Source organism: Niveispirillum sp. FG148, from assembly GCF_057809655.1.
Genome location: NZ_JBMDKJ010000014.1, coordinates 13,464 through 35,320 on the forward strand (window position 1 = coordinate 13,464; position 21,857 = coordinate 35,320).

A 21,857-nucleotide genomic window follows, 5' to 3' on the forward strand; every position below is an offset into this window, starting at 1 on the left:
AACGCTGCGTCCGGCGACGCTGCTGATAGGTGGAGCCTTTGGCTCCTGGGTCCCGGCTTTCGCCGGGATGACGGTTGAGAGGACGGAAGGGAATTACCTCTCCCCCCCATACACATAATCGTCGATCACCTTGTGGAAGTGCCGGATGCGCAGTTCCTGATCCCCCAGCCACAATCCGGGGAAGCCTTCCGACTGCATGCCCAGCTGTACGCCGGGCAGATTATAGGCATCCTGGTCCAGCACCTGGCCCAACGACTTTTCCCCATGGCGGTAGAAGCGGTGTTCCGGCCGTTCGGGCTTTTCCTCCCCCTGTTTCAGCAGGCGGAAATTCAGCAGATCGTAGAACATCTTGTTGGGGTCGGTCGGGTGCGGTCGCTGCCGGAACAGCATCAGATCATCGGCATGCACGTTCAGCGTGATGTTGGGGAAGATCAGGTAATGGTAATCATCGGTCAGCTGGTCATCATTCAGGTCCGAATAATCGAACCCTTGTGATGCCCCATTCTCCCGCTTCCATCTCTGTACCGCCAACCGCACTTCGCGCGTCTTGCCGTCGAAATCGGCCGGGTCCATGCCCGCCTGCTTCATGATCAGGCGGATCAGGGGCGGGATGTCGGTGGTTTCCTTCACACGCGGACTGGTGGTGGCGAACGGCACCAGATAGCGGCTGTGCCGGTCGTAACAGTCGATCTGGATATCCAGATCATCCAGGTAATAGAGCAGCTGCGGATGGATGCCCTGCACATGGTAGCTCTCGTTGAAGGCATCAACGGACGCTTTCCAGTTGCAGTCCCATTCGATGGTCCAGTCCCGGGTCAGGGCCATCCGGTCGAAATGATACGGGTCCAGATGCTCGGGGATCACGCCCAGGAATTCCCGCAGCGGCTCGGCATCCTTGTTCAGGTTGAACCAGACAAAGCTGCCCCAGACATCGCACGGCACCTCCGGCAATCCCTGACAGGGCGTGCCCTGCGGGAAGGTTTCCTTGTCCGGGATGCGCACATAATCGCCATCCAGCCCATATTCCCAATGGTGGTAGGCGCATTTGAACGTCTTCAGCTTGCCGATGCCGGGCGGCACCAGCCGGTTGCCGCGATGCTGACAGACATTATAGAAGGCGCGGATCGACATATCGGCTTGGCGGACGATCAGGATCGCCTCCCGCCCGATTTCCGTACAGACATAATCGCCCGGTTCCGGGATGTCATCCTCCCGACAGCCCAGCAGCCAGCTGCGTTTCCACATCCGCTCCCATTCCAGTTTCATGAAATCGGGGCTGGTATAGCGCTCCTTGGCGATGATGGCGTGGCCCAGCTGCGGGTCCGGGGCCTTGTCGATGGGGGTGCGGGTGAAATCGCCCGGCTTGACCCGTTTGATCGGCATGATGCGCACTCCCGGATCAGAAATGGACGCCCTTCGTATATCCACCATCGACAATCAGGTGGGTGCCGTTGATCCAGCTGGCGGCCGGGCTGGCCAGGAAGGCGACGGCCTTGGCCACTTCCTCGGCCGTGCCCATGCGGCCGAACGGGTGGGCGGCGATGGTGGCGTTATAGAAATCAGGCTGAGAGGTCTTGATCATGTCCCAGGCGCCGCCTTCGACAAAGATCGGGCCCGGCGACAGGGCGTTGAAGCGGATGCGCCGCTTGCCGTGGAACTGGCCCAATTGCTTGGAATAGGTGATCAGGCTGGCCTTCAGCGCGTTATAGGCCATGGGCGCCGCGAAGGTTTCGATGGCGTTGGTGGACACGATGAACACCACCGACCCCTCGCCGGATTTCTTCAGGAACGGCACGGCCGTGTCCACCGCGCGCACCGCGCCCATGACATCCACATCGAAATTGCGCTGCCAGTTCTTTTCGCTGTCCATGCCGGCCCCGCCGGACACGTTGGGGACCAGGATGTCGATGCCGCCCAGCTGTTCGGCTGCGCGCGCGATCCAGGCCTTATAGGCCTCCCCGTCGCGCACATTCACGGCCTCGCCCACGGCATTGACACCCTTGGCGCGCAGCACGGCCAGCGTCTCTTCCACCTCTTCGGCCGTGCGTGAACAGATGGCGATATCCACGCCCTCATCGGCCAGCGCCTCCACGATCTTGCGGCCGATGCCCTTGGTGGCGCCGGTCACGACGGCCTTCTTGCCCTTCAGACCCAGATCCATCTCGTCTCTCCTCCCTTGATCACGGGGCTTTCCGCCCTCTGCCCTCATGGTCATGGCAAACCGGGGGCGGCGCAAGCCTGCAACCGTGCTGATTTTGTCCGTTCGTCAGTTTGTATATCAGTGATGCCGATTTTGTGTATACAAAAAACTGTCTCTCTGTATAGATAACAGGGGCGGTCAGCGCGCGTCACCGCGCCGCAGGCTGCAATCGAATAGGAAAAACGGCGCCCCAAAGCCAGGAAAGATAAGGCTGCGCGCCCATTGAGGGAGGACGAAGGTCCATGGATTTCCGACTGACCGACGAACAGCGCGAATTGCAGCAGGCCGCGCGTCGCTTTGCCCAGGAACAGTTGCGTCCCCTGGCCCAGCAACTGGACCTGACGGGCGAACCCTGTCCGCACGAATGGATACGCCGGTATGCGGAACTGGGGTTCCTGGGTATAAATATACCGACCAATTATGGCGGCATGGGGCTGGGTAATCTGGAAGCCCTGATCGTGCTGGAGGAATTGGCCAAGATCTCCTCGGCCGTGGCCTTCCCCGTGTTCGAATCCTGCGTCGGCCCCGTGCGCGCCATCGAACATTTCGGCAGTCCGGCGCTCCGCGACCGCGTCGTGCCCGCCGTCTGCCGGGGGGAGATGATCATCGCCATCTCCATGTCGGAACCAGAGGCCGGCTCGGCACTGACCGACCTGACCACCCGCGTCACCAATCGCGACGGAAAGCTGTATCTGAACGGCACCAAGCGCTGGTGTTCGGGCGGCGGCCATGCCGATGCCTATGTCGTCTATTGCCGCCTGTCGGACGATCCCGGCGCCAAGGGCATCGGTGCCGTCTTCGTGGAAAAGGGCGCCAAGGGCCTCAGCTATGGCGCGCAGGAACAGCTGATGGGCTTCCGCGGTATCCCCAGTTCCGACCTTTATTTCGACGATGTCGAAATCCCAGCGGAGAATGTCATCGTCGGGGCCGGCGGCTTCAAGAAGATGATGGAAGCCTTTGATCTGGAACGCTGCGGCAACGCCACCATGTCGCTGGCCCAGGCGTCGGGCGCGCTGGAGGAGGTGACCGACTATGTTCAGGAACGCAAACAGTTTGGTCGCGCAATCGTCGAATTCCAGGCGGTGCAGATCAAGCTGGCCGAAATGAAGATGAAGGTGGAGGCGGCCCGCCTGCTGATCCACCGCGCCGCCAGCAATGCTCAGGACGGCCTGCCGTCCCTGATCGAAAGCTCGGTCGCCAAATGCTTCGCCAATGAGATTTCGCGCGAGGTGACGGGGGCGGCCGTGCAGCTGATGGGCGGTTATGGCTATTCCCATGAATATGGCATGGAACGGCGGTTGCGCGACAGCTGGGGCTGGGGCATTGCCGGCGGGGCCGTCGATATCCAGAAGATCAACATTGCCGCCGCCATGGTCGGCCGCCGCTTTGACCAGCGGCGTTCGTGACGGGGCCGGGAATGGCGCAAACCTTTGACGCCTGCGCCCTGTCCGATCTGCCGGACGGGGGCAAGCTGCGCGTGACCCTGGGCGCGGAAGACATCCTGCTCTGCCGCGCGGGCGACAGCATCCGGGCCGTGCGCAACATGTGCACCCATGCCGCCAGCACGCTGGAGGAAGGTCGGTTGCGCAACGGCATTCTGTCCTGCCCCCTGCACGGCGCCCGCTTCGACCTGGCCGATGGCGGCCGCTGCCTGGGCGGCGCCGGCTATCGGCCCTTGACGCTCTATGAAACGCAGGTGCAGGGCGGCCGGGTGTTGGTGACGGTGGAAGGGTAGGGGGCTTTCGCTCGCCCTCCCGTCGCCGCCAGCCGTGAGGGGGAGCTCACGCTCCCCCGCGCCTTCACGAAATCACCACCGCATTATCGATCACCAGTTCCGCCCCATTGACGAAGCGGCTTTCGTCGCTGGCCAGATAGACGATCATGGCGGCCACATCCTCGGGCTGGCCGATGGGGGGCAGGTGCTTCTTCGCCTCCTCCTCGCTGCCGAACAGGGTGGTGTTGGCGGCGCGCACCATGGGTGTGTCCATGGCGCCGGGATGTACGGTGTTCACGCGGATATTATATCCATGCATCTGGCAATGGATGGCGATGGACTTGCTCATCCCGCGTACCGCCCCCTTGGCCGCTGAATAGGCGAAGAACACCGGATAGCCCAGATGCGTGGCGACGGAGCACATATTGATGATGCTGCCGCCGCCCGTCTTCTTCATCGACCCGATGGCGTGTTTGCAGCCCAGGAAGGTGCCCTCCGCGCTGACGGCATTGACCTTGCGATATTGTTCCAGGCTGGTGCTCTCCACATCCGCCACCACCACCGTGCCGGCATTATTGACCAGCACGTCCAGCCGCCCGAACCGCGCCTCGATCCCGGCGATCAGCGACGCCCAGCTCTCTTCACTGGTCACGTCATGGCGGACAAACACGATCTCGGCCCCCGTGGCCGCGCGGATGTCCGCTGCCGCCGCCTCTCCCGCTTCTTCGGCCACGTCAGCCATGACCACGCGCGCACCCTCTGCCGCCAGGGCCAGCGCATCCGCGCGCCCCAGTCCCATCGACGCGCCCGTCACCAGGCAGACCTTCCCCGCAACCCGACCCATATTTTCCTCCCTGATGTTTATCTCGTTCCCGCCGCGCTCAGTCTTCCGGCGCCAGCGTCACGCGCAGCCCGTCGAGCTTCTCATCCACCCGGATCTGGCAGGACAGGCGCGACGGGCCCGGCCGGAAATGCGCGCTGTCCTGCATCAGTTCCAGCTCATCCGCCGCCGGCGCGCCCACGGCCGCTATCCAGGCCGTATCGACATGCACATGGCAGGTGGCGCAGGAACAGCAGCCCCCGCAGATGGCCGCGATATCCAGCCCCTGATCCTTCAGGTTCTGCATCAGCGACAGGCCGCTCTCGGCCTGGAAAGCGTGGCTGTCCCCGCCGCGATCGGTGACAATGATCTGGGCCATCGGCACTCACCCTCCCGGTAAATTTCATCATTGCCGCCTAAAATATACAAACCCCCGTGACGCGCATACAAAATTCTGCAATTCTCAATACAAGAATACGGAAATGGAGGGATCGGCCCATGGCCGGCTGGCGTTACTGGGAGGATTTGCGCATCGGGGAACGCACGCAAAGCCGCCCCCTGACCGTGGAAGCGCAGGATATGCGCGACTTCGCCATCAAATATGATCCGCAATATTTCCACACCGACCCGGACCTGGCCGCCCGCTCGCCCTTTGGCGGCATGATCGGGTCGGGGCTTTATTCCTGTGCGCTCTGGCGGGTGCTGGATGCGCAGGAGAATGGCGACATCGCCTGGGTCTGCGGCATCGCGTGGGAGAATGTGCGCTGGGCCGCCCCCCTGCGCCCTGGCGATGTCATCCGCGCCCGCTCTGAACTGGTGGCCAAACGTATCTCTGCCAAGCGTGATGATGCCGGCATCGTCACCCTGCGCCATGCGGTGGAAAAGGCCGACGGCACCGTGGTGATCAGCTTCGACAGCATCTCCTTCGTGCGCCGCGCCAGCCACCCCAGCCCCGCGCCCGACCCCGCCCCATCCCCCTCACGCAGCTTCCCGGACAAGGAGGACAGGGCATGAGCCGCCTGTTCGGCCCCATCACGCAGAATGGCTATGTCGTCCGCGATCTGGATGCGGCCATGCGCCATTGGATCGACAATCTGGGTGTCGGTCCCTTCTATGTGCTGCCCGACATCGCCTTTGCCAGCGTCACCCTGCGCGGGGTGCCCGTGGATGTGCGCATGTCGGTGGCCACGGCCTATAGCGGGGATCTACAGATCGAACTGGTGCAGCAACTGAACGACGCGCCCAGCGTCTATCGCGAATTCCTGGGCGCCGGGCACCAGGGCATGCACCATGTCGGCGTGGCCAGCGCCGATTATGCCGCCGATCTGTCCCGCGCCCTGGCGGCGGGGCAGACCGTGGCCCAGGGCGGCACCACGGCCGCCGGCACCGGCTTTGCCTATTTCGACAATCAGGGGGACTACCCCGGCACCATGGTGGAATTGTTCGAGGCGACGCCCGCCCTGATGAAATTCTTCGCCAGGGTCCAGGCCGCATCGCGCGACTGGGACGGAACCGACCCGATCCGCCAGCCGGGCAGAAGGGGCTGACGCCATGTCAAAAGCCATCAATGTCTGCCTGATCGCGGGCGGCAGATACCATGATATCGACTTCGCGCGCCTGGAACTGCTGAAGCTGCTGGCCGACCATGAACAGATGCGGGTGACGGTATTGGGGGATTATGGCGATGCGGCCGTCATCGCGGCGGCCGACATGCTGATCACCTATACCTGCGACATCGTCCCTGATGCGGCCGGGCTGGCGGCGTTGAAACAGTTTCTGGGCCGGGGCCGCCGCTGGTTCGCCCTGCACGGCACCAACTCCATCCTGAATTTCCTGGCCGATGGCAGGGTGGATTGCCCCGATGCGGCGCCTGAATTCATGGACATGCTGGGCAGCCAGTTCCAGGCTCACCCGCCCATCACCCGGTTCAAGGTGAAGGTGGCCGACCCGCACCATCCCCTGACCCGGGGCCTGCGCGATTTCGTGGTGGAGGATGAGCAATATCTCTGCACCTGCCATCCCGGCAACCACACCTTGCTGACCACCCGCTTCGCCGGCCCCACCCCGGAATTCGTGCGCTCCGAGTGGGCAGAGGCCGACCACCCCGTCCTCTACACCCGCGCCAGCCATGGCGGAGAAATCCTGTACCTGACCCTGGGCCATTGCCGCGGCCGCTACGACCTGCGCCCGCTGGCCGATTTCTACCCCTTCGTCGAACGCTGCGCCTGGCAGCACCCGGTCTTTTACGAGCTGCTGCGCCGGGGGATCGTCTGGGGGATGGGGGAGAGTTGATCGGGGGGAGGGGGGGGGGGGCGGAAGCGGACGGGCGGGTTTTCGGTCAGGTCACGGGGAAATCAGCCATTTCTGTTTGTCCATCAAACGTCGGTTTGACGGACGGTATCTATGAGAAGGCGGACTTCCGATTTGCGCCCCACTTTTGATCACCCAAGGTGACAGTCCCTGGACCTGGAACTAGCCATTCACCGGACCACAACCGGCGTTACACCGCTATTGCACGCACATAAAGCGTGAAACCACTAGGCAAGGGTGCAGCGCCCCAATCCATCGCTATCGCCACACTATGGCGGCCGCGCGTCAGAGCGACGTAGAATTTCGCCCGGCTCAGGGCCTTTAACTCAGCAGTCGGATCGGCGAGCCAGTCTCGCATCGGCTGGGTAGGCAGGATGATTACATGGTCGAAGCCTAGGCCTTTCGATTCTCCAAAATTCATGGCGGGCCGCCTGTGGTCCACACCGGAGCTGTTAACTTTGTCACGTAGTTGCATCGGTAGAAATGTTTCAAGATAATAAGCGTAGTCGGCAGTCCGTACTATAAAGACACCAGTGTGTGTAGGCACTTCTGTACGGCACTGAGTGCATTCGCATGCTTGGGTAGTAGGCAAGCCAGGATAGAGCCGGGACGACACGGCGCAGATGATCGCATTGTTGCGGTGTGACCGATTCAGAGTCGTTTCGTCTATGACGACCGGTACTTTCTTTGGAAGCTCACTGCGTATAAACTCTACAATTCTGCCTTCAGCGTACTTTGCGTAGCGCCGCTCGTGGTGTGTAAGGTACGTCACCTGCCGCGGATCGCCAACCATGAGAAGTCGGACGGAACTTCGGGCAAATTCTGCCAAGATGTCTAGATCGTAGCCCGCAAGGTCCTGTACCTCGTCTACAAAAATATAAGAAAAGATCCGGGAAATCCGATCAATAACGGCTCCTTCGCTTTTCTTGTTGCAGCGAATTACAAGCTTGGAGAGCTTGTCGGAATAGACCTGCCAAGCCGGGTCGAAATAATATTTATCAAATTCATCTTCGGACCAGTAGACGGGCTTGCCTTGGGGGTTTTTGTACCTGAAACCTGATTGAGCCGGAGCCAAATGCATACCGGTAACAGAGTGTTCGAACAGCCCTCCCTGAAACGGCTTCACCCCATGGGTTATGAGGAAGCTGAACCATGTCATGATCATTACATTAGCTGGCACACAACCAGCCAACTCAAAGAACTTCTGGCGGATTTCAGCTTCGTTCGATTCAGTATAAGTGGTAATCAAAACACGCTCGCCCTTAACCTTCATCGCCTCTTTAACGAGATAGGTGGTCTTACCTGATCCGGCGGCGGCGATGACGATCTTATTATCGCCGATCACGGAGAGATGGCCTCGATAATATAGTCTGGATAGGTGATCTTGGCAGTCGAGTTGAAAATGGCCAAGGCGCTCTCGGTCTTATTGGTCCGCATATAGATGCGGAGTTCGTCATCCGTATCTGTCGTCACCCCGAGGATGGCATTCAGGATCGCACGATTGTTCGCCTTAAGGAGTTTCGGCTCCAAAGTATTGTAGTTATAGGGCTTTTCCTTGATGACAAGAGATCCGGAGTCCACGACACGATCGCAGCAGATTTTTACAGTGCCAGAACTTCGGAAAGCATCATACTTTTTCTCGACGGCAGCTGGGTCGCCGTCATTATCGGTGACTACGGCGACCGGGATCTTGAGATGTTTCGCCAGTTCGAGGAAGCGCAGGAACGCCGTGCCGACCGAGATCACATCTATTCCATCCTGTATAGGTAGCCGGCCGCCGTTGGCATCCATATAGGCGCGTTGAACTATCAGCTCGTCGGAGTCTCCCTCCACCAGAATGGCCTTGGTCGCCAGCGCCAAACGCAAGGTGTCGTATCCAGCCAACTTCTTGAAGAAGTCGCTTGCTTTCATCTCCGAGATGCGCACCACCTCACCGCGACGCAGCACGATCAAGTGGTCCAGACCAAGCTTATTGGCCACAAAACTGCTATGCGTGGAAATGATGATCTGTTTCTGCCCGTGCTGATCAGTAAGATCGGCGATCAACTCGTTCAACCGCGTATGTGAAAGGTGATTCTCAGGCTCTTCCAGTAGAATCGCCGTCACCTCGGCGTTCTTCTTGGCGCTGAGAGCCAACTTAGTCTTGATAACACATTGTTCGCCCTTGCCGATGTACTGGAAGGGGATGAGGTCGATGTAGGTCATCAGGCTGCTTTCCCATGCAGTCTGAGACGACAGATCGACAGAGATACTGACTGCCTTTTGGCTAATCTTAGCGGCTTTGGTGATCCGCTCGTTGATTAACTTAAGGTTCTCGTCCGCCCCGAAAGCCTCCTTGAGCTTTCTGTGGGCCTGGGAAATGGACGCGCGCTCCTTCTCTTCCAGCACGTCGCGAATGATCCGAGAGAGGTAGACATCCGATCCGTTCAGCAGCCGCGTACTGGAGGAATCGATCAACGCGGACTTGATAGGGATACTGCGAGGGGTGATGGTCTTACGCGCGAATGAACGCATGGTCACTGTGTAATACTCAACAGGAATGGAACCAAGCGTACCGGCCTTCAACAATTCTTCATACGGAACTTTATAATTTTCCTCGTCAAATTCGATCTTGTAGATTACGCCGCTGCTCTTGACCTTATCGGAGTTTCCATCTCCTTCAAGCACCGCCAGGTCGCTGGAAGCTCCCGAAAAGAACAGCTCGATTGTAATCGCTGGCGGTGGAAGTGGAGATTTTGTGCTAAGGCTCTCCACATATTTGGTCTGTGCGTTTAAATTGAAGAGATAGTTTGTGAGATCGTTCCTCAACGGGCGACCGTGTAGATGTCCTGTTAGCGCCAAATGAATCGCTTCCAGAATTGTGGTCTTCCCGGACTCGTTGGCACCAACGATCACATTGAGACCATCGTTCAACGCTAGTGTGAACGTCTCCTCGTAAAATTTGAAATTTGTGACCTTGACCTTTTTAATCCTCATGCGCTCCTCCAATTTTCTATAAGTTACCTTTATGCAATAATATGACTCTCCCAATTTTATAGACGGCGCCACGGCAAAGTCGAGCGGCGGCAACAATACGACAGATGCGGGCATCCCGCCGTCCTCAAGGGAGGCCGCAAATTTAATTCTACAATGTAAGACTGTTGTAGCAAAGCTAAGAGTAGGGGTGAGTCGTGCGACCTTAACATCATCACGCAACGATATCACCGTACTCTGGAAGCAGCGCGAGCTGAAGTCGCTGCGGATGGCAATGTCTGTAAACCCAAGCTGCTGCGGGTAATTCGCTCGTCAGCTTCCGGTCCCACCCCGGTCCGCCAAACCGTCGTTTGGCGGTCAACTCGATGGCTGTCCGGAAATCGGCGTCCGCGATGGCAATCCGGACAAATTGTTTGTCGGACGGCTTTCCGGACAAAACGTCTTTCCCAATGTCCGCTGACGAGACGTTCACCAGAGCGCTGGTACGACTGCCATGGGGCGCATTCCGGACTTTCCCCGCAAATCCAGCTTTGCTCTTTATCCAACGCTGATTTGCTGCGTCCACTGCACTGCGCATTCGGAGTGACCGTCAGGGCGTCTCTGAAACGCCCTCCGGTTCATGTTGCATGTATTGCATATCGTTTTCGGCGTGACGGGGGTGTCCGCTCCGGCCGGTCAACCCCGCCTCACCCCTCCAGCAGCTTCCACACCCCATCCACCGCCGCGACGGGCCGGTCACCCACGGTCAGCAAGCCGCGGGCATAGATGACGCTGCGGCCGGAGCGCAGGATTTCGCCGCGGGCTTCAATGAAGTCGCCGACGCGGGCGGCGCCGATATAATGCATGTTCATCTGGATGGTGGCACAGGCGCGGCGGTCGACGCTGTCCCAGACGATCAGGCCGATTCCATGGTCGGCCAGGCTGGCGATCAGGCCGCCATGGATCGTCCCGCGCTCGTTCCGGTGCTTCTCCCCGCACAACAGGCCGTAAGCGCGTGTTTCACCCTCCTGCCGCCACCAGAACGGGCCGACCAGACCGGCATAGTCCCGCCATTCTTCCGGCTGCCATCCCGCCGCAAGCAGCATCTCCACCGTAACCATAATCATTGCTCCAACCCTGTGCATGAACCGGCATCATAATATACAAAGAATGTTGATCATGTATAAACTTATCCGCGCGCATGCTGGCCGCGCGACGGGGTCCCGGCCGGATTGTATGGAGGAGTGTATGGGTGATTGTATGGATGGGGATTGTATGGATCGGCCCCTTTGGCGCTGTCCGGAAGGGTGGGGGGAACCATGCAGCCGCCGGTGATGGTGGACCGTGACGGGCCCGTCGCCATCGTCCGTTTGAACCAGCCCGACCGGCGCAATGCCCTGGGGGCCGCCCTGGTCGCTGCCCTGTCCGACCAGTTGCGCGCACTCGACACCGATACCAGCGTCCGGGCCCTGGTGCTGACCGGCCAGGGCGGGGTCTTCTGCGCCGGCGGCGATCTGGCCGGGATGAAGGAGGATGACCCGCTGGACGCCACCCGCATGATGCGCGCCTGTCAGGGCATCGTTCGACAACTGGTTACGCTATCGAAACCAGTTGTCGCGGCGGTGGAGGGGGCGGCCTTCGGCGCCGGCTTCTCCCTGGCGCTGGCCTGCGATCTGGTGGTGGTGGCGCCGTCCACCCGTTTCTGTGCGGCCTTTGGCAAGGTCGGGCTGATGCCCGATCTGGGCCTGCTCTGGTCGCTGCCGCAGCGTCTGCCCATGGGCCGGGTGCGGGAATTGCTGATGCTGTGCGATATTGTCGGCGGGGAACAGGCGGTGGCGGAGCATATGGCCGACCTGCTGGCCGAAGAAGGGCAGGTTCTGGCCGTTTCCCTGGCGCGGGCGACCCGGCTGGCCGATGCCGCCCCCGGTGCCGTGGCCTCCATCCGTGCCGCCCTGGCCGCCGGCCCGCAGGGGCTGGACGGGGTGTTGAGGCTGGAGGAGGTGGGGCAGGCCATGCTGATGTCCACCCGCGACCATGTAGAGGCACGGCGCGCCTTCTTCGCCAAGGCGCCTGTCCGCTTTCAGGGCCGGTAGACAAGGAATATTCCGGTACCGGACTGATTTATACCAATCCGCCGAAGGCTTGACCTTTGGCGGATTGCAGGCATGCTCCCGCCGGCCCGGCGCTCGTGCGCTCGCCAAGCCAAGCCCGCGGATGCGGGCGCTCGGCGATTGAGGGAGCACGAAATCTCCCTTGATCGGTCACGATCAAGGGAGATTGGCATTATAATTTATTCCGGTACCGGCATGAATAGTCAGTGGCCGGCCGGTGCGAAGACCAGCAGGGCGTTGCCCGGCATCTTGAAATAAAGCCCATAGCCGGAATTCAGCACCACATGCCCGTCGCCGATGGCGGGGCCCGGTCCGCTCATCGACCCGCCCTTGGCTTCCGCCCCGTTGACGCCCATCACCGGCCGGGTCGTGTCAAAGGACCAGACGATGTTCCCCGTCGCCCCGTCATAGGCGCGGACCCAGCCATCGGAATGGCCGGCAAAGACCACGCCCGGCATGGCCGTGATGGCGGCCGTGATGCCGGGATCGCAGAATTCCCGGCCCCCGCAGACATCCTGGGCCGGATGACTCCACAGCAATTGGCCGTTCGCAGCGTCCACGGCGTACAGGCCGGGTCGCGCCGGTTCCGTCACCTTTTTGCCATCGCGGGCATTTTCCATGTCATAGAGGGGGACATAAAGGCGCTGGCCTTCCGCGGCCATGCCGAAATGCACGCCCCCCTGCACCCCGCCGCGCCCCAGTTTCAGCGACCAGCGCAGCCGACCCGTATCGGGATCGAAACCATGCACGGCGCCGCTTTTCTGCCCGCCCGCGATGATCTGCCCGCCATCGGCCAGCCGTATCAGGATGGGGGAGGCGGCGTAATCCAGGTCGGGACCATGTTCGACGGGGCAATTGGGATTGTCGCCCATCATGCAGGCCACATTCCAGGCGTCCCTGGCCGTCGTCTGCGTATGCCAGCGGCGCTGACCCGTTTGCAGGTCAAAGGCCATGACGGAATCGCTGTTGCCATCGGCGGGTGTGGAATAATTCTCCCCCGATCCGACATAGATCAGGCCGCGCGCCGCATCCACGGCCGGGCTGTTCCAGACCGGTGCCCCGGACGGGCCCAGAATGGGCGTGCCGGCGGCTGTTCGCCCCTTTTCCGCCGGCTCGTCGGGGATCGTATGGCTTTTCCACACGGTCTCGCCCGTTTCCGTGTCCAGCGCGGCAACGGCGCCGCGGAAGGTGCAGCAGGCATAGGCGGGATCGGCCGCCGCCGTCACTTCCAGTGAGGAGACGGGAACATAGAGCCGGTTGCCATGAAGCGCCGGGCTGCCGGTGATGGTGGCGTTGGAATGGTCATCCACCTTGCGCGCCCAGATCTCCTGACCTGTGGTGGCGTCCAGCGCATAGGCGCGGGCCAGTACGTCCCCGAAATAAAGCCTGGGATGGGCGGGTGGGGTCTGTCCCGCCGGCCAGCTTTCCAGCACGATGGCCGTCCGCACTTCGGCTCCGGCGCGGTAGGTCCAGCGTACACAGCCGCTGTCCAGGTCGAAGGCATAGACGGTGCCGTCCTTGCTACCCACGAACACGGCCCCCATGCCGATGGCCGGCTGTGACCGGGCGCGCAGGGTGTTGGGGAAGGCAAACGCCCATTTCAACCGCAGCGTCGGCACCTCGGCCGCCGTCAACCCGGCTGTGCTGGCCGGCACGAAACGCGATGTGTCATGCCCCCAGCCCACGGGTGCTGGCGGGCGCGACAGGTCGAAAGCCGCCGCCTTGCCCGTGCAGCGCGGCGGCTCCGGCTCCTTCGCCGTCAGGTCCAGCTTCTGCCGCGTCAGATATTCGGCAATGTCGCGCCGTTCCTGGGGGTTCAGATGCGCCGCCTGGGTCTGCATCATGCCGTCGGTCATGGCCGTGTACAGCATACCCGGCGTCATCATCTCCAGCCAGGTGCGGTGCGGCGCCTTATAGACGGCCCCCTGGTGGCAGGCGGCGCAATTGTCCTTGTACAGTGCCGCCCCCGGCATCAGTTCGGGGTTGGCGAAGCCGTCGCGGCCGCTCTGGAACTGGTCGGTCGACCGGACCGTTTCCCCACCCGGCGGTGCGGCCAGCGCGCCCGACAGGCACTGCGCGACCAGCAAGCCCGCCAGCACCGCCCCCCAACGCCCGAATTGCGATGTCATGGTTCCTCCCCATTGGGTGATTATATTTATGTGTACAAATATCACATTAAAAATATACGTAAATGACGTTATCTGCATGCGGTGTGGTCATCAAGCCATTCGCCCCGTGATTATGTGGCGATGTCAACGGGTTGGAAGACGGAACGGCTTGATCTCGCCCCCATGACCCTGGCACGCTGCACCCGCGCTTCGGTCTTGGGGGGATGCATGAGCGACGGGATTGAATCGGTTGGCGCCATGGCGACGGCGGGACTGGTCGCGTCTGCCATCGAGGGTGAACATGGCCAGGGCGGGCATGCACATGGCGCCTGTGCCAATTGCGGAGCGGAGTTGAAGGGCCGCTTCTGCCATGCCTGCGGGCAGCACGGGCATCTGCACCGGTCCATGCTGCATATCGTGGAGGAGTTTTTCCACGGCATCCTGCATTTCGACAGCAAGGCGTGGCGCACCCTGCCCATGCTGATGTTCCGACCCGGCAAGTTGACCTATGATTATATTCACGGCCATCGTGCGCGCTATGTCACGCCCATGGCCATGTTCCTGTTCACTGTGTTCATGATGTTCATGGTCTTCTCGCTGCTGGGCGGTGCTGCCCAGGTGCCTGTCACCATTCCCCCGACGGATCAGGCGGCGGCGCTGGCGCATTTGCAGGAAGGGCTGCAGGAGGCGAAGGACGATCTGGTCTCTGCCGAAGGTGAGCTGGCCGCCGCCGTGGCGACGGGCGATCCGACCCGGTCGCTGGAAAAGCAGCGCGACAGATCGGCCAGACAGGTGGAGAAGGCGCAACTGGCGCTGGACACCTACAAGGCGACGCTGGAGGCGGCGGGGGCGGCCGTGAAGGAAGGGGTCGGGGGCAAGCCAGCGACGGTGACGGCGGAGGCCAACTCCACCCTGCCGGAACTGCTGGCCGGGAACATTGATCAGAACCTTAACTTCAATTTCGGCTCGCCGGAGCTGGAGGCGAAGATCAAGAAAAAGCTGAAAAATCCCGAGCTACTGCTCTACAAGATGCAGAACACGGCCTATAAGTTTTCCTGGCTTCTGATCCCGATATCCCTGCCGTTCTTGTGGCTTCTGTTCTTCTGGAAACGGGATGTGGCCATGTATGACCATGCCATCTTCTCGCTTTATTCGCTTTCCTTCATGTCGCTGCTTTTCATCATCATCTCGCTGTTGATCAAGTTTACGAACAACTCGGATGGTTTGATCGGGTCACTGATCGTGTTCGCGCCACCTGTGCATATGTTCTTTCAGCTTCGGGGCACTTACCGGCTGAGCAATTTCTCCGCCCTGTGGCGTACCGTGGCGCTGCTGTTCATCACCTTGATGACCAGCACCACCTTCGTCATTTTCATTATCTCGATGGGTGTGGCGGGCTGATCAGTCGGGAGACAGCGCGGTGGCGACGGCTTGCAGGATGTCATCGCCCTGGATCATGATGCCGCGTATGCTGGCGCCTTCAGCGCATTCCATGTCGCTGTTGCGGTCGCCGATCATGGCGGAGGCGGAAAGGTCGATTTCCATCTCCGCCGCTGCCCGCAGCACCATATGGGAACCCGGTTTGCGTTCCGGGTGTGGGGCCCGATAGGCGGGCAGCACGGCGTCGGGGTGGTAGGGACAATAATAGAATCGGTCGATATAGGCCCCGGATGCCGCCAGATGGTCTTCCATCAGGCCATGGATGGTGCGCACATCGTCTTCGGTATAGAAACCGCGCCCCACCCCGGCCTGATTGGTGATGACAACAGCACGATAGCCGGCATCATTGATCCGCCGCACGGCCGTAACCATGTCGGGCAGCCATTCCAGCTGGTCCCGTCGTCCGACATAGCCCGTATCCTGGTTCAAGACGCCGTCACGGTCCAGGAACACGGCCGGCCGCCGCGACAACCGTTCGGCGGCTGCCGGCGGCAGGACGGCGCGGGCCGAGGCCAACAGTTCCAACCCGCCATCCATCAGGCTGGAATCCGTCGTCAGCAGCAGATTCCTGGACAGCAGGGCAATGCCCGACGGGCGCCCTTCGTCGGCTGTCACCAGCATGGCGTCGCCGCCAAGGGCCATGGCCCTGAAATTGGCGTCGACGGCCTGTAATCCCGTGTGTAGCAGGAAACGATGCTGGAGCCAGGGCAGGGCCCGCGACAGGTCGGTGAAGGGCAGCACACGCAGACAAGCACGGCCCAGCCGGCACCCATCCAGGCTGGCGAACCCATTTTCCGCCAGAATCAGCAGGTCGTCGAACCCTTGACGTTCGAATTCCGCCAACTGCGCGCGTACCGTGCCCGGTGCCCATTGGCTGCCGGGTACGATCACGACCTGTCTCACGGTCGGCTGCATCGCCGCTCCCTTGCCTCGCCCCGCACAACCACGGGGCGAGCGCAATCTACCCGTTCGACACGCCTCGTGTCACGGCCTGCCGTTACAGGCCACCGCGACCAACCCGGCGGACATGGGCGGAAAGCCCCAGGAATGCCGGATAGGGGTGGGTAACGACATAGGTCGGGATGGGCCCCAGAAAGGCCCGCATCCGGCCCTTTTCCACGAAACGCTTGCGGAAGCGGCTGTGGGCGAACCAGGACAGGAAACGCGGGATGATGCCGCCGGCGATGTAGACGCCGCCGCGCGATCCCAGCGACAGGGCCAGATTGCCGGCCACCGTGCCCAACATGGCGCAGAACATGTCCAAGGCTTCCACACAGACGGCGTCCCGCCTGGCGATGGCGCGTTCAGAGATTTCGGCCGCCGTCAGCTTCTCCGCCTCCACCCCGTCCAGGAAGGCCAGCGTGTCATACAGGTTCACCAGACCGGGACCACAGACCAGCCGCTCGGCCGACACATGTTCGAACTGCTTGCGCAACTGGGCCAGGACAGCACTTTCGCGGTCGCTGACCGGGGCCATGGTGACATGGCCGCCTTCCGTGGCCAGCGCCGTGTAATGGCTCTGGCCGTCGATAGGGACCAGGGCGGAGACGCCCAGGCCGCTGCCCGGCCCCAGCACCGCGATGGGGGAGCCCGCCACCGGCTCACCTTCGCCGATCTGGGTGTAATCGTCCGGGGTCAGCTCGGGGATGCCCAGGGCGACCGCCGTGAAATCATTGATCACGTCCAGTCGGGCCAGCCCCAGATCCTGGCCCACGGCCTTGATGGAGAATTCCCAGGCCAGATTGGTCATGCGCACCAGATCACCCGTGATGGGCGACGCCACGGCGAAGGTCGCTGTCTGGATCTTGCCGACCAGATCATGCGCCGTCAGATAGGCGATGGCGGCGTCCTGCAGCGTCGGATAATCAGCGCAGCGCAACACCTGTTCATTGAAGGGCTCGCCGGTCGCCCCCACCAGGGCGAAGCGGGCATTGGTGCCGCCGATATCGGCGATCAGGAAAGGGGCGGTGCCGTTGGTCATGATCTCGTTCCAGGGCGGGACGGTTTGGCAGGAAGGGGTGGTCAGCCGCCGGCGCTGCGCACAGGGCGCAGCTTGGCACCCGTCGTCAGATCGGGTGCCGGGCCGGTAGAACCACGGATGATCAGGGCATGATCCAGCTGGCGATGCGGCATCGGGTTTTCCCAGACGCCAGCATCCTTGCGCTTGATCAGTTCCAGCAGGATGTCGGCCGCCGCTTCCGCCATCTGGATGACAGGCTGGCGGATGGTCACCAGTTGCGGCCAGACCATACTGGCAATGGGCATATCGTCGAAGCCGACGACCGAAAGCTGCTGGGGTACGGTGATGCCCATGCCATGGGCCACGGCCAGGGTGGCGGCCGCCATCTCGTCGTTCGACGCCAGGATGGCCGTCGGCCGGTCGGCCCGCTCCAGCAGCCGCTGGGCTGCGGGCAGGGCGGAGGTATAGTTGAATTCGCCCACTTCGATCAGGTCCGGTTGCGGGGCCAGACCATGGTCGGCCAGCGCCTCGCAGAAGCCGGCATAGCGCAGGCGGGTGGCCGCGTGCTGGGCCTTGCCCTTGATGAAGCCGATACGCGTATGGCCGAGCGCGATCAGATGTTCCGTCAGGTCGCGCGTGGCTTTCCATTCATCGATACGGACGATGGGCGACGTATCGATATCGCGGTCGGGCGCGATGCGGACATAGGGCACGCCGGCGCGTTGCAGCACGCCCAGGACAATGGGATTGTCGGTGACGGGCGGGGTCAGCACGACGCCGGCCATGCGCACCTGGTTGACCAGGGCGGCCGCCCGCTCCTCCACATCTGGGGCGTTATAGGCGATTTCCTCGATCAGCAGGTGATAGCCCGCAGCCCGGCAGCGGTTCAGCATGCCCAGCTGGATATCGTGGGTATATTGGCCGCCGGTATCGCCGTAGAAATGGCCGATCAGGAAGGACCGTTCGCCGGCCAGGCTGCGCGCTGACAGAGATGGCTGATAGCCCAGTTGGCTGATCGCGGCCATCACCTTCTGCCGCACGACCTCGCGGACATTAGGTTCCTTATTCATGACGCGGCTGACGGTCTTGATCGACACCTCGGCCAGGGCCGCGACGTCGTTGATCGTCGGCTTGCGATGCGGCGGCGCCATTTGTGTCTCCCGGTTGGACCGGTGGAATTGTCAGCGCAAATGCCGCGCGGGTCCACCAAAATGGGCGAGGGCAGGGGATGAAACCCCACGCCTTCGCCCGGATTTCGGTGGGCCGGCGGCGTAACCCGGATCAGCGGCTGCGGATGCGGCCGACGCCGTTCTCCAGCACGCCCTTCGTGCACAGCACGGCGAAGGCGATGATGGTGGCGTAGCAGATCATCGGCACGAACAGGGAGAAGTGCAGGTTGGTCATGTCGGCCAGGGCACCCGTGATATAGGGCACCAGGGCGCCGCCGACGATGGACAGGCACAGCAGGCCCGACGCGGCCGGCGTCTGGTCATCCATGTCCTTCACGGCCAGCGAGAAGATGGTCGGGAACATGATGGAGTTGAACAGGCCGATGCCCAGCGCCGCATAGGCGGAGATGGGGCCCGTGGTCAGGGCGGAGAAGACGGCCAGCCCGGCGGCAACCGTGGCGCAGAAGGCCAGCACGCGCGACGGCGCGACCTTGGTCATCACATAGGAGCCGACGAAGCGGCCGACCATGGCACCGCCCCAGTAATAGGCCAGATAATGGGTGGCGACGCTTTCCGACAGACCCAGCGTGCTGTCCAGGCCCAGGTAATTGATCATCAGGCTGCCGATGGCAACCTCGCCGCCGACATAGGTGAAGATGCACAGGGCACCAAAGCCCAGGCGCGGATTTTCCTTCAGCGACGGCATGTGCCAGTGCGCGGTTTCCCGGCGCTGCACCTTCTCATTGCCGCGCAGCAGCCAGAACAGGGCGGCGATGGCGAACATGATGCCGGCCAGGACAAGGCAGGGCGTTTCCAGCACGCGCAGCGCCTCGGGCCCGGTGGTGGCACCGCCCGCTTCCGTCACCGCGTCGAAGATGATGTAGCCGGCCAGCAGCGGGCCGACCATGGTGGCGACGGAATTGAACGCCTGTGCCAGCGTCAGGCGCTGCGGCGCCGACTCCGCCGGGCCCAGGCCCGACGCCAGCGGGTTCATGACCACCTGGATCATGGTCACGCCGGTGGCGATGATGAACAGCGCCCCCAGGAACACCCCATACTGCGCCACCTCGATGGCGGGGATGAACAACAGGATGCCCACCCCGACAGTGGTGAAACCGACAATGGCGCCGCGGATATAGCCCAGGCGGTCCAGCACGCGGCTGGCCGGCAGAGAGATCAGGAAATAGGCCAGGAAATAGCAGAACTGGGTCAGCATCGCTTCGGCATAGCCGAGATTGAATGCGCCCTTGAACTTCGCCACCAGCGGGTCGACCAGCACGGTCACGAACCCGACGATGAAGAACAGCATGAAGGTAAAGGGCAGCATCTTATTGGCTACCGGAAAGGTGCTTTCCCCACCCTTGCCGGCACTCGGAACGGACTGCGCCAAGGCGACCTCCCATGGAATTGGTTTTGTCCGACATGTCGCAGAAACTGACAACGCTGTCGACACCGAATTGTAGGAACGGTCACTTTTTGCGCGAAATGCGTAACAATGCAACGAAAAAGCAGGTCGGTTCGGGTAATTTCATGAACGGGCCCTGATGGCGCTGACCAGGATCGGGCCCCGTCCACCTTCGCGGGTCCAGATCATCGAAGGACCAGCGCATTCCATCCGGTCTGCCGCCGGTGGCCCGGTGCCGCCAGCACGCTCCAATCATTGACAGCGCTAACATGGAATTTGGTTCTTTTCCCGACAGAGAAGACATGAAATCGGTCATGACAAAGACCATCCCAAATTGATAGCGCTCACATTTTCATTGATCCGGTTGCGCCGAGAGATATTAACTAAGCTGTCAAACAATACCCGGTCACGGGGAACGGGAGGAAACATGCGTTTGTGGAAAATGGCCCGCCCGGCCATGGCATTTGCCATGCTGGCGGGATCGATAATCCTTTGTCAGGCACCCGCAGCTTTTGCGAATGAGGCAGAGCTGGCGGCGCTGCAGGCGGCCCTGCCGGGCAAATTGATGAATGACCCGACCAGCATAGATTGGTCGGTGTATGGGCAGGGGCAGAAGAATAAACGGGTGAAGACGCCCGGCATTGGCGGTGGGGCCGCGTTGCAGGTCACCTCGCCCAGCGCTTCGGCCGCGGCGCATGATATCGGTGTCAATGTACCGCTGAAAGCCGGCGTCGCGCCGGGGCAGGCCATCACCATCGCGTTTTGGGCGCGCGCCGTGTCGGCCGATACGCCCGATGGCAATGGCCGTGTCGGTCTGCGTATCCAGATGGACGGCCCGCCCTGGTCCGGATTCGGGGACAATATCCTGTCCATCGGTCCCGACTGGAAGCTGCATGAGGTCAAGGTGCTGGCCAATACGGCCATCGAGGCCGGCCACGCGACCCTAGGCTTCCAGATGGCGGCCGCCAAGCAGGTGATCGAGATCGGGCAATTGTTCGTGCTGGATATGGGCATGAAGCCGGCGGCGGCCGGCGGCGCACAGCCGGTGGCGATCCGCATGCCCGTGCCGGAAGGCCTGCCCGGCACGCTGCTGAACGATCCGGCCAGCCTGGATTGGGGCGTCTATGGCACCCAGAGCCATGCGAAGGTGACGACACCCGGTACGGGCGGCGGCTACGCCCTGCGCGTCACCTCTCCCACCGCGGAGGAGAAGGCGTTCGCCATTGGCGTGTCGGTGCCGCTGCTGCCGGCCATCACCACCGGCCAGTCCATCACCATCGCCTTCTGGGCGCGTACGGTCGAGGCCGATACGCCCGACGGCAATGGCAAGCTGGGGCTTCGCATCCAGATGAATGGCCCGCCTTATACGGGCTTTGGCGACAATATGCTGTCCATCGGCAAGGACTGGAAACTGTATCAGGTGAAGGCCCAGTCCAACCTGGAGGTGGCGGCCGGCAAGGCTGTGCTGGGTTTCCAGATGGCGGCCGCCAGACAGGTCGTCGAACTGGGCCAGATCTACGTGCTGGATATGGCTGGAAAGTAACCGGTCACCGGTCTTGCCGCCGGCCGCATACGTATTGAGGCGCGCTTTGCGGCGCACAACATACGTATTCAGTCGGCGGCAAGTGGCCGGATGCTGGATCAATGTCCCCAACCGACGGCGCCTGG

At 62.0% G+C, this 21,857-nt stretch carries 21 protein-coding genes; 8 read left to right on the top strand and 13 right to left on the bottom strand.

Translation table 11 applies throughout. From position 1 onward, the window contains the following. Positions 1-93 precede the first annotated feature (93 nt). The gene (locus ACODTW_RS15530) at positions 94-1,383 is read right to left on the bottom strand and encodes an aromatic ring-hydroxylating oxygenase subunit alpha (protein ID WP_488946956.1); all 1,290 of its coding nucleotides are present in this window, start codon (positions 1,381-1,383) and stop codon (positions 94-96) included. Between the two features lie 16 nt (positions 1,384-1,399). Further along, on the bottom strand, positions 1,400-2,161 hold the full coding sequence (locus tag ACODTW_RS15535) for an SDR family NAD(P)-dependent oxidoreductase (protein ID WP_488946957.1): 762 nt from the start codon (positions 2,159-2,161) through the stop codon (positions 1,400-1,402). Positions 2,162-2,442: 281 nt separating this feature from the next. On the opposite strand from ACODTW_RS15535, the gene ACODTW_RS15540 reads away from it, so the two are divergent. After that, positions 2,443-3,606, top strand: coding sequence for an acyl-CoA dehydrogenase family protein (locus ACODTW_RS15540; protein WP_488946958.1), 1,164 nt, complete (start codon positions 2,443-2,445; stop codon positions 3,604-3,606). Between the two features lie 11 nt (positions 3,607-3,617). Then, entirely contained in the window at positions 3,618-3,935 is a 318-nt protein-coding gene (locus tag ACODTW_RS15545) for a Rieske (2Fe-2S) protein (protein WP_488946959.1), read from the top strand. A gap of 64 nt (positions 3,936-3,999) precedes the next feature. Here ACODTW_RS15545 and ACODTW_RS15550 read toward each other — a convergent pair whose 3' ends face one another. Continuing rightward, complete coding sequence (locus ACODTW_RS15550) at positions 4,000-4,758, bottom strand: SDR family oxidoreductase (protein ID WP_488946960.1); 759 nt, start codon at positions 4,756-4,758, stop codon at positions 4,000-4,002. Positions 4,759-4,795: 37 nt separating this feature from the next. Further along, positions 4,796-5,113 (bottom strand): 2Fe-2S iron-sulfur cluster-binding protein, encoded by a 318-nt coding sequence (locus ACODTW_RS15555; protein ID WP_488946961.1) that lies wholly within the window; start codon positions 5,111-5,113, stop codon positions 4,796-4,798. A gap of 119 nt (positions 5,114-5,232) precedes the next feature. Between ACODTW_RS15555 and ACODTW_RS15560 the strand changes: the two genes are divergently transcribed. The 3 genes from ACODTW_RS15560 to ACODTW_RS15570 are packed head-to-tail and all read left to right on the top strand — an operon-like array spanning position 5,233 to position 7,026. Further along, entirely contained in the window at positions 5,233-5,748 is a 516-nt protein-coding gene (locus tag ACODTW_RS15560; RefSeq protein ID WP_488946962.1) for a MaoC/PaaZ C-terminal domain-containing protein, read from the top strand. Further along, a complete protein-coding gene (locus tag ACODTW_RS15565) occupies positions 5,745-6,281 on the top strand; it encodes a VOC family protein (protein WP_488946963.1) in 537 nt (178 codons plus the stop codon). The genes ACODTW_RS15560 and ACODTW_RS15565 overlap by 4 nt, the downstream gene beginning before the upstream one ends. Positions 6,282-6,285: 4 nt before the next feature. Continuing rightward, positions 6,286-7,026 carry a ThuA domain-containing protein gene (locus ACODTW_RS15570; protein WP_488946964.1) on the top strand — a complete coding sequence of 247 codons (741 nt, stop codon included), beginning with the start codon at positions 6,286-6,288 and terminating at the stop codon, positions 7,024-7,026. A 208-nt stretch (positions 7,027-7,234) separates the two neighbouring features. Here ACODTW_RS15570 and ACODTW_RS15575 read toward each other — a convergent pair whose 3' ends face one another. From ACODTW_RS15575 to ACODTW_RS15590, 4 genes are all read right to left on the bottom strand, one after another. Then, positions 7,235-8,389 (bottom strand): UvrD-helicase domain-containing protein, encoded by a 1,155-nt coding sequence (locus tag ACODTW_RS15575; protein WP_488946965.1) that lies wholly within the window; start codon positions 8,387-8,389, stop codon positions 7,235-7,237. Continuing rightward, positions 8,386-10,134: an ATP-dependent nuclease gene (locus ACODTW_RS15580; RefSeq protein ID WP_488946966.1), complete on the bottom strand. Its 1,749-nt coding sequence runs from the start codon at positions 10,132-10,134 to the stop codon at positions 8,386-8,388. Before ACODTW_RS15580 ends, ACODTW_RS15575 begins: the two co-directional genes overlap by 4 nt. A 97-nt stretch (positions 10,135-10,231) precedes the next feature. Further along, the gene (locus tag ACODTW_RS15585) at positions 10,232-10,594 is read right to left on the bottom strand and encodes a hypothetical protein (RefSeq protein ID WP_488946967.1); all 363 of its coding nucleotides are present in this window, start codon (positions 10,592-10,594) and stop codon (positions 10,232-10,234) included. Between the two features lie 109 nt (positions 10,595-10,703). After that, entirely contained in the window at positions 10,704-11,123 is a 420-nt protein-coding gene (locus ACODTW_RS15590) for a PaaI family thioesterase (protein ID WP_488946968.1), read from the bottom strand. Positions 11,124-11,315: 192 nt separating this feature from the next. Between ACODTW_RS15590 and ACODTW_RS15595 the strand changes: the two genes are divergently transcribed. Further along, a complete protein-coding gene (locus ACODTW_RS15595; protein WP_488946970.1) occupies positions 11,316-12,089 on the top strand; it encodes an enoyl-CoA hydratase/isomerase family protein in 774 nt (257 codons plus the stop codon). Between the two features lie 221 nt (positions 12,090-12,310). Here ACODTW_RS15595 and ACODTW_RS15600 read toward each other — a convergent pair whose 3' ends face one another. Then, positions 12,311-14,236 carry an outer membrane protein assembly factor BamB family protein gene (locus ACODTW_RS15600; RefSeq protein ID WP_488946971.1) on the bottom strand — a complete coding sequence of 642 codons (1,926 nt, stop codon included), beginning with the start codon at positions 14,234-14,236 and terminating at the stop codon, positions 12,311-12,313. A 207-nt stretch (positions 14,237-14,443) separates the two neighbouring features. Here ACODTW_RS15600 and ACODTW_RS15605 point away from each other — a divergent pair, with 207 nt between their 5' ends. Beyond that, positions 14,444-15,616 carry a DUF3667 domain-containing protein gene (locus ACODTW_RS15605; protein WP_488946973.1) on the top strand — a complete coding sequence of 391 codons (1,173 nt, stop codon included), beginning with the start codon at positions 14,444-14,446 and terminating at the stop codon, positions 15,614-15,616. On the opposite strand, the gene ACODTW_RS15610 is transcribed toward ACODTW_RS15605, so the two are convergent. From ACODTW_RS15610 to ACODTW_RS15625, 4 genes are all read right to left on the bottom strand, one after another. Next, entirely contained in the window at positions 15,617-16,570 is a 954-nt protein-coding gene (locus ACODTW_RS15610; protein WP_488946974.1) for a D-glycero-alpha-D-manno-heptose-1,7-bisphosphate 7-phosphatase, read from the bottom strand. Between the two features lie 82 nt (positions 16,571-16,652). Then, a complete protein-coding gene (locus ACODTW_RS15615) occupies positions 16,653-17,636 on the bottom strand; it encodes a glucokinase (protein WP_488946975.1) in 984 nt (327 codons plus the stop codon). A 41-nt stretch (positions 17,637-17,677) separates the two neighbouring features. Beyond that, complete coding sequence (locus ACODTW_RS15620; RefSeq protein WP_488946976.1) at positions 17,678-18,766, bottom strand: LacI family DNA-binding transcriptional regulator; 1,089 nt, start codon at positions 18,764-18,766, stop codon at positions 17,678-17,680. A 130-nt stretch (positions 18,767-18,896) separates the two neighbouring features. Beyond that, positions 18,897-20,174, bottom strand: a complete 1,278-nt coding sequence (locus ACODTW_RS15625; protein ID WP_488946978.1) for a sugar MFS transporter — start codon at positions 20,172-20,174, stop codon at positions 18,897-18,899. Between the two features lie 442 nt (positions 20,175-20,616). On the opposite strand from ACODTW_RS15625, the gene ACODTW_RS15630 reads away from it, so the two are divergent. Next, positions 20,617-21,732: a hypothetical protein gene (locus ACODTW_RS15630; RefSeq protein WP_488946979.1), complete on the top strand. Its 1,116-nt coding sequence runs from the start codon at positions 20,617-20,619 to the stop codon at positions 21,730-21,732. Positions 21,733-21,857: the final 125 nt, after the last annotated feature.

Coding starts and splice junctions, on each gene's coding strand:
- ACODTW_RS15570 (WP_488946964.1), top strand. CDS start 6,286: ATGTCAAAAGCCATCAATGTCTGCCTGATCGCGGGCGGCAGATACCAT.
- ACODTW_RS15550 (WP_488946960.1), bottom strand. CDS start 4,758: ATGGGTCGGGTTGCGGGGAAGGTCTGCCTGGTGACGGGCGCGTCGATG.
- ACODTW_RS15595 (WP_488946970.1), top strand. CDS start 11,316: ATGCAGCCGCCGGTGATGGTGGACCGTGACGGGCCCGTCGCCATCGTC.
- ACODTW_RS15630 (WP_488946979.1), top strand. CDS start 20,617: ATGCGTTTGTGGAAAATGGCCCGCCCGGCCATGGCATTTGCCATGCTG.
- ACODTW_RS15555 (WP_488946961.1), bottom strand. CDS start 5,113: ATGGCCCAGATCATTGTCACCGATCGCGGCGGGGACAGCCACGCTTTC.
- ACODTW_RS15605 (WP_488946973.1), top strand. CDS start 14,444: ATGAGCGACGGGATTGAATCGGTTGGCGCCATGGCGACGGCGGGACTG.
- ACODTW_RS15620 (WP_488946976.1), bottom strand. CDS start 18,766: ATGGCGCCGCCGCATCGCAAGCCGACGATCAACGACGTCGCGGCCCTG.
- ACODTW_RS15610 (WP_488946974.1), bottom strand. CDS start 16,570: ATGCAGCCGACCGTGAGACAGGTCGTGATCGTACCCGGCAGCCAATGG.
- ACODTW_RS15530 (WP_488946956.1), bottom strand. CDS start 1,383: ATGCCGATCAAACGGGTCAAGCCGGGCGATTTCACCCGCACCCCCATC.
- ACODTW_RS15545 (WP_488946959.1), top strand. CDS start 3,618: ATGGCGCAAACCTTTGACGCCTGCGCCCTGTCCGATCTGCCGGACGGG.
- ACODTW_RS15580 (WP_488946966.1), bottom strand. CDS start 10,134: ATGCCCGCATCTGTCGTATTGTTGCCGCCGCTCGACTTTGCCGTGGCG.
- ACODTW_RS15560 (WP_488946962.1), top strand. CDS start 5,233: ATGGCCGGCTGGCGTTACTGGGAGGATTTGCGCATCGGGGAACGCACG.
- ACODTW_RS15590 (WP_488946968.1), bottom strand. CDS start 11,123: ATGATTATGGTTACGGTGGAGATGCTGCTTGCGGCGGGATGGCAGCCG.
- ACODTW_RS15540 (WP_488946958.1), top strand. CDS start 2,443: ATGGATTTCCGACTGACCGACGAACAGCGCGAATTGCAGCAGGCCGCG.
- ACODTW_RS15615 (WP_488946975.1), bottom strand. CDS start 17,636: ATGACCAACGGCACCGCCCCTTTCCTGATCGCCGATATCGGCGGCACC.
- ACODTW_RS15565 (WP_488946963.1), top strand. CDS start 5,745: ATGAGCCGCCTGTTCGGCCCCATCACGCAGAATGGCTATGTCGTCCGC.
- ACODTW_RS15535 (WP_488946957.1), bottom strand. CDS start 2,161: ATGGATCTGGGTCTGAAGGGCAAGAAGGCCGTCGTGACCGGCGCCACC.
- ACODTW_RS15600 (WP_488946971.1), bottom strand. CDS start 14,236: ATGACATCGCAATTCGGGCGTTGGGGGGCGGTGCTGGCGGGCTTGCTG.
- ACODTW_RS15585 (WP_488946967.1), bottom strand. CDS start 10,594: ATGCGCAGTGCAGTGGACGCAGCAAATCAGCGTTGGATAAAGAGCAAA.